This is a genomic window from Mesorhizobium sp. M1396 (assembly GCF_040317725.1).
GTDB lineage: Bacteria > Pseudomonadota > Alphaproteobacteria > Rhizobiales > Rhizobiaceae > Mesorhizobium.
This window is the reverse complement of record NZ_JAMYLA010000024.1, coordinates 13790-29526: the sequence shown is the minus strand read 5'-3', so window position 1 is coordinate 29526 and position 15737 is coordinate 13790. Positions and strand designations below refer to the sequence as shown.

The following is a 15737-nucleotide window of genomic DNA, read 5'->3' as shown; positions in this document are numbered from 1 at the left end:
GTCAAATCGGATGCGCTCGCTTATGAACGCGCTTCACCGGGCCAGTAACTGCATCAACTCGTCGTTTGGTGCATGTCGTTGCCCCAAAACCGGTTTCCTTTTGGGCAACATGCATTAAGTCCAGATTAACCCTGGTATCTGTGGCAGGCAGGCTGCCTGTCCAGTGACCAGTACCCTCACATCGCTTATTTCCCGTCGACGCGGGTTCGGGTTAACGTTTCGAATCGTCCTGATTCCGTCATTCTGCCAGAAGGTCAAGCGCCTCTCGCATGATTCGCCTTAAAAAAGCGAATCAATTACCCGACTTAGCCCGCCGCACGCCATTTCGACGCGCAACAACGCCTTCACATTTCACTCGCTTCAAACTAAGCCCGCCCGGCCCTGCCCGAGGACACGCCGAATCCTTCGATCAGCGCTTCCGTTGCCTGTACATCCTGAAATTGCGCCTGAATTTCGATCAGGTGCCGGTAGTTTTCGTCCGTGGGATCGGTGGCGAGCGCCGCTTCCGCCTGTTTCAGCTCCTTATGTAAGGTGCGCGCGCTGCGCTGCAAGTGCAGTGCCTGGCTGAAAGCGTCGCGGGCATCGTCAAGGGCAGCGGTCTCCAGCGCCGGCCATTGACGCATACGCCGGATCAAGCCGACGGCCCGCTCCCAGATCTCGGCGCAGCCGGCGCGTTCGATCGTGGCGATAACGGCATGACGGTCATTGGCCATGTCATGCGCCATCGCATCGAGGATCGCCGCATGCAGCCGTCGCAGATCGGAGTTGGCGAGATCGAGAAACTCGATATGCGCGAAATTCTCGTCGATCAACGCTGGATGGTTGATCAGCGCGACAATGATCGTCGCCTCGCGCACCGACATCCCCTCGCTGCCACGCTTGACCAAAGCTGACTGGCCGAGGCTTTCAGTGATCGCGATGCGGCCGCCACCACTCTTGGCGAACTGTCCGCCGGGTGCGGGCGTCTTGCCCTGGCCGCGCTCGCCTGGCCGGCCGCCATCTTGACGCCCTTGGCGCGCACTGCGCTGCGAGCCGAAGAAGCTCAGCACGCGTTCGCGCATCTCCTGCTGATAATGGTAGCGCAGGCTTTCATCGCGAATGCGGCTGGTCAGTTCGCGCAGCGTCTTCTCGAGCTCGGCCCGCCGCTCCGGCGTGTCGAAGACGCCGCCCGCCGTCTCACGCATCCACAACAGATCGACCAGCGGCCGCGCGTCGGCCAGTACGCGACGGAAAGCATCCGGTCCTTCGGCCTTGACCAGATCGTCGGGATCCTTGCCTTCCGGCAGCAGCGCGAAGCGCGCCGAACGCCCGGCCTGCACCGACGGCAGCGCCATGTCGGCCGCGCGCCACGCCGCTTTGAGCCCGGCCTTGTCGCCGTCGAAACACAACATCGGCTCCGGCGCCATGCGCCAAAGCAATTCTAGCTGGTTTTCGGTGAGCGCGGTGCCGAGCGGCGCCACGACATTCTCGAAGCCGGCCTGCGCCAGCGCGATGACGTCCATATAGCCCTCGACGGCGATTACCGTGCCGCCCTTGGCCAGGACCCCCTTTCCCATTGCTTGGCGGGCGCGGGCGAAATTATAGAGCACATTGCCCTTGTGGAAGAGCTCGGTATCGGGCGAGTTCATGTATTTGGCCAGCGCATCCGGCTGCAGCGCGCGCCCGCCGAAGGCGATGATCTTGCCGCGCGAATCCGGGATCGGGAACATGATGCGGTCGCGGAACCAGTCATAGGAGACCGGGATGTCGTCGCCGTGGCGCACCAGCCCGCAGGCCTCGATATCGGCCTTCGGCACCCCCTTGGCGGCAAGATGCTCCTTGAGCGCATTGCGGCTATCGGGCGCGAAGCCGAGCCGGAACGATTGCTGCGTCGCCGGTGTCAGTCCACGATCGCGCAGATAGGCGCGGGCTTTCGCGCCTTCCGGTCCCTGCAGCCGTTCCTGGAAGAAGGTGGTCGCCATCTCCATGACGTCGGTCAGGCTGGCGCGTTCCTTTTCGCGCCGCTCCTCCTGAGCATCGCGAACCGGCATCGGCACGCCGGCCATGTCGGCGATCTTTTCGACCGCTTCGGGAAAGCTCATCCCGTCGAGTTCGGTCAGGAACTTGAAATGATCGCCCGAGACCGAGCAGCCGAAACAATGGTAGCGGCCCTTCTTGTCCTCGCAGTGGAAGGACGGGCTCTTCTCGCCATGGAACGGGCAGCAGGCCCAATAGTCGCCGCGCGGCGCGTTGGTCTTCTTCCGGTCCCACGCAACGCGCTGGCCGATAACCGATGAAATCGGCACGCGGTCGCGTATCTCGTCGAGGAAAGCAGGCGGAAAGCGCATCGGGGAACTCGTTTCCCCACCATATAATCATGCCCGCGAAATCCGACGACCCCTAATGCGGGCCATACCCGGTTTCCACAGGGCAAAAGGCGGCCTTGCCCATAGTCTGTCGATCAATCGCCTTCGTCGACGAGACTTTCAACCGGCAGTTCGAGCGCGCGAGCCAGCCGCAGCCAAAGCGCGACATCCCCTCCACGCTTTCCGTTCTCGATTTCAGAAAGGTAGTTCTGCGTCACTCCGACGGACGCGGAGAGCACAGCTTGGGTAAGCTTGCGATACCTGCGCCAGAAAGCAAGCGGAGAGACCGCTGCGACAAGAGCCCGCGCCTCGTCCGGAGTAAGTCCTGGAATCTGGCCTGCGCGAAAGCTGCCCAGCGCCTGTGCGTGGTCCAGCGATTCCCGCAACGCATCCAGTTCGCTGCGTGGCAAGATGGCCAGTTCCTCGCCACCTGGCGTCGTGACATAGGCAACGTTGTTCACCTTGGCATCCCTTCAATCATAAACCGACCCGCGCGGTCCGATCCTGGTGACGATGATCTCCTGATCCGTTTCCTCGAACACCACACGATAGTCACCCACCCTCAAACGCAGAGCGGTCGAGCCTTGCAAAGCCTTGACCATGTTTGCAAGGCTGGTCGGGTCATTGGCATATGCTTCTATCTTCGACAGAATTCTCTCGGCATCCGCCCGATGCTTTCGCAGCGCCTTGGCAGCCAGAGGAAGGAGAATGACCCGCTTCACCTCGAAAATATCGCACATCGTGATATTTTCGGCAAGCAGTTTCAAAACTTCTTAATGTTGGTGAGGGGTTGGTCGCGGACGGCAGAAAAGCGGCCGTGGCGGGCCGCCTCCCTTCAATGTCCGGCTAAGTGCCGGTTAATGAGCGGCAAGCGCGCCGAAGATGACGCCGGAGAGGATGCCGACCAGCACATAGTCGTTGCCGACGCGGATCCATTCCTGGCCACGGCCGGGACGATGCAGGCCATAGCGGCCATAATCGCGGATCGGTTGGTGACGCTTCCAGCTGGAATATTTCTGGCCATTGCGCCAATGGCTGCGCTTCACGACGACCGTCTTCTTGAAGACGCGCTTCTTCACATCGGTATGGTGGCCGGGCTTCTGCCAGTCGACCTGGCTATAGTTCGACTGCGGCGCGACCGGTGCATTCAGAGGCGCGGCCTGGCCGGTGAGTGACGTGGCGGCCAGCATCGAGAAAGCGAGGGCGGAAAGGACAATGCGTTTCATGGAAGTCTCCTTGGTTGTCGACATCAGGGGAATAGCGCGGCACTGATGAACCGAAACTGAACGCCGGCATTACAATTGTGTAATGAATTCCTTCATTTAATCGAGGGAGTTGAACATCCTCGCAAAGGTAGGAGACAAGCGCGGCAACCCGCGCGAATCCGCCGTGCCACGGTAGCCCGGCAATGCAACCTTTTGCGCCTCAATCCATTTTCCGACACTGCCTGTCGCGCGGCAACGGCCCTTTGAAATCGACAAGATTTTATTATCCGGCTAAAATATTCGAGTTATTATCGACCATCGCCATGAACATGATTCGTAACCCCGCTTTTCATCCCGCTCGCCACGCTGGCCGCGTCGCGCGCCCCGTTCGCATGCAGGCGAAAAAGAAATGAGCGGCTCCGTCGTCCTTCTGCATCTGGCCGGCGCCGTGGCGCTGATGCTGTTTGCCACCCGCATGGTGAAGACCGGCGTCGAGCGTGCCTATGGCGACGTGCTGCGCCATCGTCTGCGCGCCACCATGCGCAATCCGATCATGGCGGTGCTGGCCGGCACCGGCCTCGCCATCGCGTTGCAGAGCTCCACCGCCGTCACGCTGCTGGTCGGCTCCTTCGCCGGCTCCGGCATCGTCTCGGGCGCCGCGGGCCAACTTGCCGTGCGTGGGGCCGAGATCGGCTCGGCGCTGGTGGTCAAGCTGCTGACCTTCGATCTCACCCTGCTGGTGCCGCTTTGCCTGATCACCGGCACGGTGATGTTCATGGCCACCGAGCGGCGCGACTGGCGCCAGTCCGGCCGCATCCTGGTCGGCATCGGCCTGTTGATCCTGTCGCTGGAAATGATCGGCCAGGCATCGGAACCGCTGCGCAACAGCCAGCTCCTGCCGGTCATCATCAACTACTTCTCCACCGATTCCATCACCGCCTATCTGCTGGCGGCGCTGATCACCTGGCTGTTCCAGTCGAGCATCGCGGCGGTTCTCTTGATGGCGACGCTGGCCGGTCGTGGCCTGATCACGCCGGAACTCGGCGTCGTCCTCATCCTCGGCGTCAATCTCGGCTCCTCGATTATCGCGCCGATGCTGACACGCTCGTCGAGCCCCGAAGTGCGCGTCGTGCCGATCGGCAATCTCCTGATGCGCGGGCTTGGCTCTCTGGTCATGCTGATCCTGGTTATGATCTTCAGGCCGCACTTCGCCTTCCTCGGTTCGACGGCCGCGGACCAGATCGTCAACGCCCACATCCTGTTCAACGTGCTGATCCTGCTCGCCGGGCTGCCGCTGGCCGGGTTCGTCTACCGCGCCTCGGAGAAGATCGTGGCGCTCGGCACTAGGCCCGTGCCGGCCGCCTCGCTCGACGTCGTCGAGCTGTCCGCGCTCAACGAGAGCGCGCTGGACGTGCCAAGCCAGGCGCTGGCCAATGCCACGCGCGAGGTGGTGCGCGTCTGCGAGACGGTCGAGATCATGCTCAAGCGCATCATCGAGCTCTATGAAAGTGCCGACGCCGACAAGATCATGGCGCTGGCTGCACTCGACGATCGCGTCGACAGGAAGCATGCCGCGATCAAGCTCTATCTGGCCAAGCTGACCAGGAACCCGCTGACCGAGGACGAGGCGCTGCGCTGCCAGGAGTTGATCGGCGCCTGCGTCAAGCTCGAGCAGGTCGGCGACATCATCGTGCGCAACATGCTGGTGCATGTGAAGAAGAAGTTCGAGCGCGGACTGGAATTCACCGACGAGGGCTGGAGCGAGTTGTTCGCCTTCCACAGTTCGGTGCTCGCCAACGCGCGGCTTGCCTTCAACGTGCTGGTGTCGCGCGATCCCGAAACCGCCCGCCAGCTGGTGCTGGAAAAGGACCAGCTGCGCGACCGCGAGAAGGAAACCAGCGCCAGCCATTTCGAGCGCCTGCGCGATGGCACCGCCAAGAGCGTCGAGACCAGCTCGATCCATCTCGACACCATCCGCGACCTGAAGCAGATCAACTCGCTGCTGGCCTCGATGGCCTATCCGGTGCTCGAAGAGCGCGGCCTGCTCACCGGGTCGCGGCTGAAGGCGAGCTGATCACGACACCGTCTAGCACCGTACTCGCTTCGGCGGCAAAATACCTTTGCTCTGTTTCCTCCAGTCGGGATAAGGGTTCATTAGCCCAGCCTTTCGGAGGAAATCGATGGACACCCATTCGCGCAGCTTCGCCAAGGCGCTCTCCTGGCGGGTGACCGGCACCATCGACACGATGATCATCTCGCTGGTCGTGACCGGAAGCATCAAGCTCGCCGCGGCAATCGGCCTGACCGAGGTCGTCACCAAATCGCTGCTATACTATTTTCACGAGCGGACGTGGCTGAAAATTCCTTACGGGCGCAAAACCGTGGCATAGCGGCCCTCGGTGCACGACCGAGTTCGCGTGCCCTCGCCGGGCCGTCGCGCGGAAACTCGATCAAGAAAAGCTAAAGCGGCGCCAACAATTTCTGGATTGCCCGCGACGCTCATCCGTGGTTTGAGGCCTGCGTTCGAGGATCCAATTCCCGCTATGTCGCTTCCGCTCATCGCCTTGTTCATCGCCGCCTTTGCCTTCGGCACCACCGAATTCGTCATTGCCGGCGTGCTGCCGCAAGTGGCGCAAGGGCTTGGCGTTTCGGTTCCCTCGGCCGGCTATCTCGTCTCCGGCTATGCCTGCGGCATAGCCGTCGGCGGTCCGCTGCTGGCGCTAGCCACCAAGTCGCTGTCGCGCAAGAGCTTGCTGCTCGGCCTCGCCATCGCCTTCACCATCGGCCAGGCGGCCTGCGCGCTGGCACCCGACTTCACCTCGATGCTTTTGTTGCGCATTGCCGTCGCGGTCGCGCATGGCGCCTATTTCGGCGTCGCCATGGTCGTCGCCGTCGGTCTTGTGCGCGAGGACCAGCGCGGCATGGCGGTTGCCGTCATCCTGTCCGGCCTCACCGTCTCCAACGTCATAGGCGTGCCCGCCGGCACCGCGATCGGCAACATCTGGGGCTGGCGCGCCACCTTCTGGGTGATGTGCGCGCTCGGCGTGGCGGCAACGCTTGCCATGGCGGCGCTGTTGCCGCGCGCGACGGGATATCAGGTCAAGCCCGCCGGCCTCGCCCGCGAGGTTCGCGTGCTGGCTCGCCAGCAGGTCTGGACCTCGCTGATCCTGATGTTGATGCTGATGATCGGCCAGTTCGGCCTGTTCACCTACATCACGCCGACTTTGCTGGAGGTCACCGGGCTCGACGAGAACCTGGTGCCGTGGGTGCTGCTGCTCAACGGCGTCGGCGCAACGCTCGGTGTCGTTCTCGGCGGCAAGCTCTCCGACTGGAAGCTGATGCCGTCATTGATCACCATGCTGGCCCTGCAGGCGGTGACGCTAGCCATCATCCATGCCGTGAGCCCCTATCCCCTGCCGATGATTGTCGCCATCGTCATCTGGGGCGGTCTCAACTTCGCCATCGGCACACCGATCCAAACCCGGATCCTGGCCTGGACGGCAGACGCCTCGAACCTCGCTTCGTCGCTCATTCCGTCCGGCTTCAATGTCGGCATCGCGCTGGCCGCGTCGCTGGGCGCCGCCATGCTAAATGCCGGCTATGGCTACCGCAGCCTGCCGCTGCTTGGTGCTATCGCCATGCTGGTCGCCGTCGCGGTGGCGCTCGCCTCTTATGTCTGGGAAGGGCGCAGCAACGCCACGCCGCCACTGACGGCCCCAGCGGAGTAGAGTGGACGCCGGTTTTCCGCCACGCCCGCGACCTCGGTTTCGCTGTCGAGGACATCCGCTCGCTGATCGAATTGTGCGGCCACGCCGACCGGATCGCCGAGGAACAACTGATCTCGGTGCGGGAGAAGATCGCCCGGCTGAAGCGGCTGGAGGCCGAACTCGAACGCATCGCCACCTGCTGCAATGGCGAGAAGGTCGGCGACTGCTACGTCATCCGCGAGCTATCCGACCACGCGCTGTGCGCTGACGAGCATGATTGAGAGGTTCGACGGGGCAGCTTGCGTGTCGGGCAGTTGCTATACCGATCCCATGTCTACGTCGGCGCCGCCCCTCATCTGGCTGCCGCCATCTTCTCCCCGTAAACGGGGCGAAGGACGCCCTCATCAATGGTTTCGCCAATCACCAGCGCTGCAGAAAAGGCGCCGAGGTCGCGGCAGCCCCCTTCACCCCGTCGCTATACGGGGAGAAGGTGCCGGCAGGCGGATGAGGGGCGGCGCAACGCTCGAAGAGAGGGCGCGAGCAGATTCAACCCCGCCCCACCTACAGCTCGATCCGAAACCGCAAACTCTCCGCCCCGCCATAGGCGGCGTCCTCGAAGAAGCGTTCGACGAGCTTGCCGCCATTGGCCAGGATCACCTTGTGCGATGCCGGATTGCCTGGTTTGGCGGTGATCTCGACATAGGGCAGCCCGACCGCCCTCGCCTCGTCCAGCATCAGCCGCAGCGCCTCGGTGGCGTAGCCGCGCCGCCGCTTCCACGGCACCACCGCATAGCCGATATGGCCAAGCACATGTGGTGGCAGCTCCGCCGTTCCTGGCTGCCAGCGGAAGCCGATCGAGCCCGACGCCTCGCCGTCCCATATCCAGCGGCGGAAGCCCGGCAGGCGCGGCACTTGCCTGCCATCCGGCAAGGTGATCGGGCCGCCCCTGGCTTGGGGATCGTCGAGGTCGGCGAGAAAGGCCACTGGATCTTTTTCGATTGCCGCAAGCTGCTCGCGCGTCGCTTCCATCAGCCGCACATTGTCCGGCGACCAGCCACGCTCGAGCGCCGCCTTGTAGGACGGCAGATGTTCAAGCGCGGGTTTGACGATTTCGACCATGGTGCACCGGCGGAGACGCTACGGCGATAAGATAGCAGCATCGCCCGGCGAGGCACGGTCCACCAAGGGGCAGCCTCTTGCGACAGGGCCGCGTTCCCATCGCTGGAAACGCGGCCCTGATCCAAGTCCTTGGGAGGATTGCCGCTCCGGCACGGTCGCACTGGATCGCCACTAGAGCATTTTGCAGCCAAGCGGAATCGCTTGGCGTCGCAGAAATGCGGCTAAAACAAACAGTTAGAGCGGGATGCCAGGTTCAATTCAAATGCATCCCGCTCTAGCGATCTCAGGCGATGTCGAAGCGGTCGGCGTTCATCACCTTGGTCCATGCTGCCACGAAATCCCTGGCGAATTTCTGCCCGGCGTCCGCGGAGCCATAGACCTCGGCAAGTGCACGCAATTGTGCGTGCGAACCGAAGATCAGATCTGCGCGCGTGCCGGTCCACTTGACCGCCTTGGTCTTACGGTCGCGCGCTTCGTAGACTTCGTCGGAGCCGGCGGCCGGATCCCAGACCGTGTTCATGCTGAGCAGGTTGACGAAGAAGTCGTTGGTCAGCGTCCCCGGCCGGTCGGTGAACACGCCGTGCTTCGACTTGGCCGTGTTGGCGCCAAGCACCCGCAAGCCGCCGACCAGCACCGTCATCTCCGGCGCCGTCAGCGACAGCAATTGCGCCCGATCGACCAGCATGGCTTCGGTCGACATCGGCTGTTTGCCCCTGGCATAGTTGCGGAAGCCATCTACTTTCGGCTCGAGCGGCGCAAAGGAATGAACATCCGTCTGTTCCTGAGTGGCGTCCATGCGGCCTGGCGTGAATGGCACCTTCACCTCATGGCCCCCGTCTTTCGCGGCTTTTTCGACCGCGGCGACGCCGCCGAGCACGATGAGGTCGGCAAGTGAGACCTTCTTGCCGCCGGTCTGTGCCGCGTTGAACTCGTTCTGGATGCCTTCAAGGCTGGCAAGCACCTTCGCCAGTTCGGCCGGCTGGTTGACCTCCCAGTCCTTCTGCGGCGCGAGCCGGATCCGGGCACCGTTGGCGCCGCCGCGCTTGTCGGAATTGCGGAACGTCGAGGCCGACGCCCAAGCGGCCGAGACCAACTCGGAGACCGACAGGCCCGATGCCAGGATCTTCGACTTCAGGGATGCGACATCCTGCTCGCTGACCAATTCGTGGTCGACCGCCGGGATCGGATCCTGCCAGATCAGCACTTCCTTCGGCACGAGCGGGCCGAGATAGCGAGCGACCGGGCCCATGTCGCGGTGGGTCAGCTTGTACCAGGCACGGGCAAACGCGTCGGCGAACTGGTCAGGATGCTCGTGGAAACGCCGCGAGATCTTTTCGTAGGCCGGATCGACCCTCAGCGCGAGATCGGTGGTCAGCATGGAAGGCGCGCGGCGCTTTGACGGATCATGCGCATCCGGCACGGTGCCGGCACCGGCGCCGCCCTTCGGCGTCCATTGATGGGCGCCCGCCGGGCTCTTCGTCAGCTCCCATTCGTAGTTGAACAGATTGTCGAAGAAGTTGTTGCTCCACTTGGTCGGCGTCGTGGTCCAGGTCACCTCGAGGCCCGAGGTGATCGCGTCGCCTGCAATGCCGGTGGCATGCTTGCTCGACCAGCCGAGGCCCTGCGCTTCGATGCCGGCGCCTTCCGGCTCGGCTCCCACCAACGAGGCATCGCCGGCGCCGTGCGTCTTGCCGAAGGTGTGACCGCCCGCGATCAGCGCCACGGTCTCCTCGTCGTTCATCGCCATGCGGCCGAAGGTTTCGCGGATGTCGCGTGCCGAAGCCAGCGGATCCGGCTTGCCGTTCGGCCCTTCCGGATTGACGTAGATCAGACCCATCTGCACAGCGCCGAGATGGCCTTGGAGTTCACGATCGCCGGAGTAGCGCTCGTCGTCGAGCCACTTGGTTTCCGAACCCCAGTCCACGTCCTGCTCGGGCTCCCAGACGTCGGCGCGGCCGCCGGCGAAGCCGAAGGTCTTGAAGCCCATCGATTCCAGCGCGACATTGCCGGCGAGGATCAACAGGTCGGCCCAGGAGATCTTCCTGCCGTATTTCTGCTTGACCGGCCACAGCAGCCGGCGCGCCTTGTCGAGATTGGCATTGTCCGGCCAGCTGTTGAGCGGCGCGAAACGCTGCTGGCCGGCGCCGGCGCCGCCACGGCCGTCGCCGATGCGATAGGTGCCGGCACTGTGCCAGGCCATGCGGATGAACAGCGGTCCGTAGTGGCCGAAATCGGCGGGCCACCAATCCTGCGAATCCGTCATCACATGGTGCAGATCCTTGATCACCGCATCAAGATCGAGCGACTTGAATTCCTTGGCATAGTCGAACGCCTCACCCATCGGGTCGGTGAGGTTCGATTGCTGATGCAGAACGCCGAGGTCAAGTTGGTTTGGCCACCAGTCACGGTTGCTCCTGCGGGAGGACCCATGCGCAACCGGGCATTTGCCCTTGCTGTTGTCGTCTGTGTTGGCGTCCATGTTTTTCTCCGATCGTGGCTGTGTTGTGCTGCTTCAACTGCTGCGTGAGCAAGGACACTGGATGTCCCTGGAGGTGGTCCGTTCATGGCAGGCGCGATGACCTGCGCCCGATACGCGACCGAATATCTTGGAAGTCCCGTCACTGCGGGCGCCTGGACCAGGCGGTCCTGGCTGCTCCTCCTTACAGTTCCTATAGCAAAGCCGCGTGATTAATTTAAGTTGGATTTCCTGATTGCAGCGATAAGATCACACTATGACAAACCTGACGCTGAAGCAGCTGCGTTATTTCGAGGCGCTGGCCCGACACAACCATTTCGGCCGCGCGGCCGATGCATGCGCGATCTCCCAGCCCGCCATCTCGGTGCAGATCAAGGAATTGGAGGCGACGCTCGGCACCGAGCTGTTCGAAAGAGGTCCGCGGCAGGTCCAGCTGACCAATTTCGGCGAGGAGTTTGCCTTGCGCGTCCGCGACATCCTGCGCTCGGTGGACGAACTGACTGATCTCGCCCGCTCCTCGCGCGACCGGCTGGTCGGCCGGCTCCGCATCGGCGTCATCCCGACGGTCGCGCCGTACCTTTTGCCGACCATCATCGGCAATCTCTCGCGCATGCATGACGGTCTCGATATCCATGTGCGCGAGACGCTGACGCAAAAGCTGATCCAGGAACTGGCGGATGGTCGGCTCGACGCGGCTATTGTCGCGCTGCCGGTGTCCGAACCATCGTTGACGGAGGTCGTGCTGTTTGCCGAGAACTTCGTGTTGGTCCGGCCCGGCGAGGACGAGGGAAAGCCGGTGCCCAATCGCGAAATGCTGCGCGAGATGCGGCTGCTTTTGCTGGAGGAGGGCCATTGCTTTCGCGACCAGGCGCTGTCGTTCTGCAGCATGCATTCGGCGCGGCCACGCGAGTTGCTGGACGGCAGCTCGCTGTCGACCTTGGTGCAGATGGTCGGCGCCGGCATCGGCGTCACCTTGATTCCGGAAATGGCCGTGGCGGTGGAGACGCGCTCGGCACCGGTTTCCATCGCGCGCTTCAGAAGTCCCCAGCCCTCGCGCACGATCGGCATGGTCTGGCGCAACACCAGTCCCATCGCCAAACAGCTGCTGCGGATTTCCGAAGTCGTTCGTCAGTCAGCCGACGCGCTGCGCGCGCAGCACAATCCACCATCGGTTGCGCACCTCTTGAACCTGGCGGCAGCCGCCCAATGAAGGCTGCCTGACAGATCCGTCCTGGTGGGTGTGCTAAACAAGATGTGTTTCGCAGATTGATGCGGGACCATTTATGATTGATTCTCGGCGGCAACACCGCAGGGAATCGCAAAGCGCTTCGACAGGAGAATTGATCCGGTGCGGTTGAGATCTGTCTCTCTGGGTGTCGTCGCCAGCCTTCTTGTCATCGTCATCGCCGTGGCGGTGTCGGCCCGATCCTTTGCCGCACCATCTGACGTTCCGACCTGGCTGCAGGCCCATGTCGGCGACAGCGACGGGCAGATCTCACAAGTGGTGCTGGAACGGGCACGCGCGCTCTACCTCAAGAAGGTGGCGCAAGGTGCGGTCAAAAACCCCTGCTACTTCGCCATGGACGCGACGCGCCCCAGCGATCTGGGCAATGGCAAGCCCGGACACCGCTATTATGTCGTTTGCGAAGCCAGCCAGTCGTTTCGCGCGATTTCGTCGGGCCACGGCAGCGGCCGGAATTTGAAAGGCGTCGTCGATTTCGCCAACGGCAGACGCTGCGCGAAGAACTTCGGCAATGCGATGGATTCATCGTTGACCGCCGGCGGCGCCTATATGACCAGCGAGGCGAAAACCTCGTTCAAGGGCTACTACCGTACCGGCGCGAAACAGGATGCGGTTTTCCAGCGCACCTTCATACAGTTCGACGGTGAAGGCGAAGCCGCGAACGCCAGGCAACGGGTGATCGGCGGCCACGCTGCCCAGGTGCTGCACGGCATGTGCCTGCGCAAAAATCCCAACAGCTCGCACGCCGACCATGATGGCTACGTGCCGTTCGGCAAGCTGGTGGACTACGCAAGCGGCCGCAGCAATGGCTGCACCAGCTGGTCGCCGGCGGATGCCAAGCAGATCATCCCAATGGTCAAGGACAACCCGACGACGCTCTACATCTACCCTGAATCACGCGACATCGCCGCGGTAGCGTCCAGCCGTTCGCGGTCGGGCGCTTACTGGAACGCATCCTGCCTGAAGGAAATCGGCACTCCGAAATTCTGGCCGAGAAAGACCCTCGAGCCGATCATCGCTCAGTACAGCAAGGATCACCCGGCACCGGCGCCGCAGCCGGTGCCGATTTGCAAAGGGCCATGAAGTTCGCTCTCTGCGGACTTCGCTCAAGCACGCCGAGGCTCAGCGTAGAAAACCGGGCACGGCCTGCATGAACTCGGCTGGATACTCCAGCCAGCAAGCGACCTCCACGGCGCTTGCCTGATGCTGCGGCTGCCTCGGTCGTGAATGGCCCCGCCGCGATGTCGGCAGCCGGTGCTTGTGCTGCGCCTTCATAATGCTCTTCAGGATTCGGCGATTTCGCCGCGCATGGCGCATTCTCCTTCGACGGCCGCCGACGGCGGTTCGCCCATGAAAAGAGTACCAAAGATGTCGGCAGGCTATTTGCTCGCGAAGACCGAAACCATGGAACGTTTTCCAAGGGCGCTCATTCAAGCATCAGGTGGCGCGGGGCCGCGGAACGAGAGGAGGTTACGATGAGAATTGCCGATTGTATGACGAAAGACGTCCAGATCGCCAATCCGGAGCAAACCATACGCGAAGCCGCCCGAACCATGGGCCGTCTCGACGCCGGCGTCATGCCGGTGGGTGAGAACGACCGGCTTGTCGGCATGATAACGGACCGGGATATCGCGATCCGGGGCATCGCCCAGGGCAAAGGACCCGACGCCAAAATTCGCGAGGTAATGAGCCCTGATGTCGAATATTGTTTCGACGACGAAGACGCAGACGACGTCCTTCACAAAATGGGTGAGCTTCAAGTGAGGCGCCTGCCGGTGTTGAACCGCGACAAGCGACTGATCGGCATTGTTTCGCTTGGCGACCTCGCCATGAATGGCGAATCGGCAAGGGCGGGTGAGGCATTGAGCGGCATCTCGCAGCAAGGCGGACAGCATTCGCAGATGCATTGAGGTCGGCTTAACAAGGCCGGCGTCGGGCTGCGCGCTGCCGACCAGATTGCGATAATCGACCCAGACAGAGGCGGATGTCGCTTGGTATGCCGCAACCGCATGGTCTATCCGTTCGGGTTTGGTGCCAATGTTGCGTGACGTCGACTATGTGCTGCGAAAACTCGATTGGATGCGCGCCGAACGCATCTGGCCTAATGGCTTGCGTTACCTCTGGACCGATGCGTTCGGGGTCGTGCTCTACGTCTCACTCTATACGGAAACTGGCGAGGCGCGCTGGCTGGACGAGGCTGAGCGGCTTGTGGCCGATGTTGAGCGTGTGCTCGGCCGTCGGCGCGGACTGAGAATCGGGGAAGCAGCTGATCGTGACGGTCAGTATTTCCACTACCTGGCGATGTGGCTGTTTGCCTTGGCGCGTCTCGGCGATCTGAAGCCGCGATACCGCGCGCGCGGTATCGTGCTGGCGCGTGACATTCACCCGGCTTTTGTGATCCCGGGCCGCGGTGTGATCTGGAAGATGCAGGAGGACTTGAGCAATCCTTATCCCGGCTATGGCCTCGGCAGCATGGACGCCTATGATGGCTATGTCTCCTACCGGATGCTCGATGAAGACGGGCTGGCGCCCGAAATCGCGCAGATGCGTGACCTGATCGAGCGCGATTGGCAAGCGCTCGATATCGAACAGGATCTCGGTCTCGGCATGATGCTGTGGCTCGCCCACTTCTTCCCCGCGGAGCCATGGGCCGAGACCCAGACGAGGCGATCGCTTGGAACCCTGGAAACAATGTGGGTCGACCCGCCGGGTTATTTCAGCCGCGCGCCGTGGCTGCGCGACACGAAGTTCGCTTTCACCAATTTCGGCGTGTCACTGGGGCTGCAGGCCAGCGACGTCTGGCCCGAGCGTGTCGACACGTTGAACGCCTACTTCGAGGACTGGCGCTCCGGTGACCAATATGATCGAGAGGCGATCACATGGGTGATGGCCTGCGCCTCGCACCTTCCCGCTGCGTTTATAACCCGCGGACGGATCAAGAGTGGCTGAATGCTTCCAGCCGGGGAAAATGGCTCGGCGCCACGCACAGCCGATGGTGCTCCAGATTTGTTGATTGGAACCAATGGCCTGCAACGCAGTTAGAGAGCCAGCAAGTCCGGTTGTAGCCCTGCCGCCATGTGGATCGGCGGTTTCAAGGCCAGCCGACTGAGCTTCGGAAGCGTGGAAAGCACGCTTGATGGAGAAAAATCATGAACCAGTGGTCAAACGCCAAGCTTTGTGACGTGGCAAATCTGATCCTTGGAGCAGTTCTCTTCTTCTCTCCGTGGATCTTCGCCTTCGCGGCGGGGACACAGTCCCAGAACGCCATGGGCAGCGGCATCGTGATTTTCTTGCTTTCGGTTGCCGCCCTCTCCGCCTTTGCTGTTTGGGAGGAGTGGTTGAACCTCGTTGTGGGTCTTTGGGTACTCGTGTCTCCCTGGGTGCTTGGATTCCAGGCAACCACGGCAATGGGCGTGCATGTTGTAATCGGCGTTCTGGTCGCGGTCCTTGCTGCGATCGAGCTGTGGATGATGTATCAGAACCCTCCAACGCAATCCGCAGCCTAGCAGGACTGGCGTCCTTGCGGCGCCGATTGTGATCTGGCGGGTGGCCCGCGCGAGCAAATGAACATGCGGGCGCCACAGCAATCGGGGCCGCACAGCCGCTAACGTCGACCCGCAGACAGCGTCGCCGACAGCCGAA

The 15737-nt window shown here is 62.6% G+C and carries 14 protein-coding genes and 1 pseudogene; 9 read left to right on the top strand and 6 right to left on the bottom strand.

Annotation, left to right across the window (positions count from 1 at the left end):
* Window positions 1-365: 365 nt before the first annotated feature.
* From dnaG to NKH02_RS17160, 4 genes are all read right to left on the bottom strand, one after another.
* Window positions 366-2327, bottom strand: coding sequence for a DNA primase (gene dnaG / locus NKH02_RS17175; protein WP_352880216.1), 1962 nt, complete (start codon window positions 2325-2327; stop codon window positions 366-368).
* 113 nt (window positions 2328-2440) lie between these two features.
* Window positions 2441-2806, bottom strand: coding sequence for a helix-turn-helix transcriptional regulator (locus NKH02_RS17170; protein ID WP_352863677.1), 366 nt, complete (start codon window positions 2804-2806; stop codon window positions 2441-2443).
* Between the two features lie 12 nt (window positions 2807-2818).
* On the bottom strand, window positions 2819-3112 hold the full coding sequence (locus NKH02_RS17165) for a type II toxin-antitoxin system RelE family toxin (protein ID WP_352880214.1): 294 nt from the start codon (window positions 3110-3112) through the stop codon (window positions 2819-2821).
* A 90-nt stretch (window positions 3113-3202) separates the two neighbouring features.
* On the bottom strand, window positions 3203-3571 hold the full coding sequence (locus NKH02_RS17160; RefSeq protein ID WP_352880212.1) for an RcnB family protein: 369 nt from the start codon (window positions 3569-3571) through the stop codon (window positions 3203-3205).
* Window positions 3572-3959: 388 nt separating this feature from the next.
* Between NKH02_RS17160 and NKH02_RS17155 the strand changes: the two genes are divergently transcribed.
* The 4 genes and pseudogenes from NKH02_RS17155 to NKH02_RS17140 form a co-directional block, all read left to right on the top strand.
* On the top strand, window positions 3960-5624 hold the full coding sequence (locus tag NKH02_RS17155) for a Na/Pi cotransporter family protein (protein ID WP_352880210.1): 1665 nt from the start codon (window positions 3960-3962) through the stop codon (window positions 5622-5624).
* Window positions 5625-5730: 106 nt separating this feature from the next.
* Window positions 5731-5940: a DUF2061 domain-containing protein gene (locus NKH02_RS17150; protein ID WP_352863683.1), complete on the top strand. Its 210-nt coding sequence runs from the start codon at window positions 5731-5733 to the stop codon at window positions 5938-5940.
* A gap of 153 nt (window positions 5941-6093) precedes the next feature.
* Window positions 6094-7278: an MFS transporter gene (locus tag NKH02_RS17145; protein ID WP_352880208.1), complete on the top strand. Its 1185-nt coding sequence runs from the start codon at window positions 6094-6096 to the stop codon at window positions 7276-7278.
* Window positions 7279-7295: 17 nt separating this feature from the next.
* A pseudogene (locus NKH02_RS17140) lies at window positions 7296-7538 on the top strand (MerR family DNA-binding protein); the annotation flags it as partial.
* Window positions 7539-7818: 280 nt separating this feature from the next.
* On the opposite strand, the gene NKH02_RS17135 reads toward NKH02_RS17140, so the two are convergent.
* Window positions 7819-8376 (bottom strand): GNAT family N-acetyltransferase, encoded by a 558-nt coding sequence (locus tag NKH02_RS17135; protein ID WP_352863687.1) that lies wholly within the window; start codon window positions 8374-8376, stop codon window positions 7819-7821.
* Window positions 8377-8659: 283 nt separating this feature from the next.
* The gene (gene katG, locus NKH02_RS17130) at window positions 8660-10855 is read right to left on the bottom strand and encodes a catalase/peroxidase HPI (protein ID WP_352880206.1); all 2196 of its coding nucleotides are present in this window, start codon (window positions 10853-10855) and stop codon (window positions 8660-8662) included.
* Window positions 10856-11108: 253 nt separating this feature from the next.
* Between katG and NKH02_RS17125 the strand changes: the two genes are divergently transcribed.
* The 5 genes from NKH02_RS17125 (at window position 11109) to NKH02_RS17105 (ending at window position 15601) form a co-directional block, all read left to right on the top strand.
* Window positions 11109-12062 carry a hydrogen peroxide-inducible genes activator gene (locus tag NKH02_RS17125; RefSeq protein ID WP_352880204.1) on the top strand — a complete coding sequence of 318 codons (954 nt, stop codon included), beginning with the start codon at window positions 11109-11111 and terminating at the stop codon, window positions 12060-12062.
* 138 nt (window positions 12063-12200) lie between these two features.
* Window positions 12201-13178: a hypothetical protein gene (locus NKH02_RS17120; RefSeq protein ID WP_352880202.1), complete on the top strand. Its 978-nt coding sequence runs from the start codon at window positions 12201-12203 to the stop codon at window positions 13176-13178.
* A 392-nt stretch (window positions 13179-13570) separates the two neighbouring features.
* A complete protein-coding gene (locus tag NKH02_RS17115) occupies window positions 13571-14005 on the top strand; it encodes a CBS domain-containing protein (RefSeq protein WP_352863697.1) in 435 nt (144 codons plus the stop codon).
* Window positions 14006-14174: 169 nt separating this feature from the next.
* Window positions 14175-15044: a hypothetical protein gene (locus tag NKH02_RS17110; RefSeq protein ID WP_352880200.1), complete on the top strand. Its 870-nt coding sequence runs from the start codon at window positions 14175-14177 to the stop codon at window positions 15042-15044.
* Window positions 15045-15244: 200 nt separating this feature from the next.
* On the top strand, window positions 15245-15601 hold the full coding sequence (locus NKH02_RS17105; RefSeq protein ID WP_352863701.1) for an SPW repeat protein: 357 nt from the start codon (window positions 15245-15247) through the stop codon (window positions 15599-15601).
* Window positions 15602-15737: the final 136 nt, after the last annotated feature.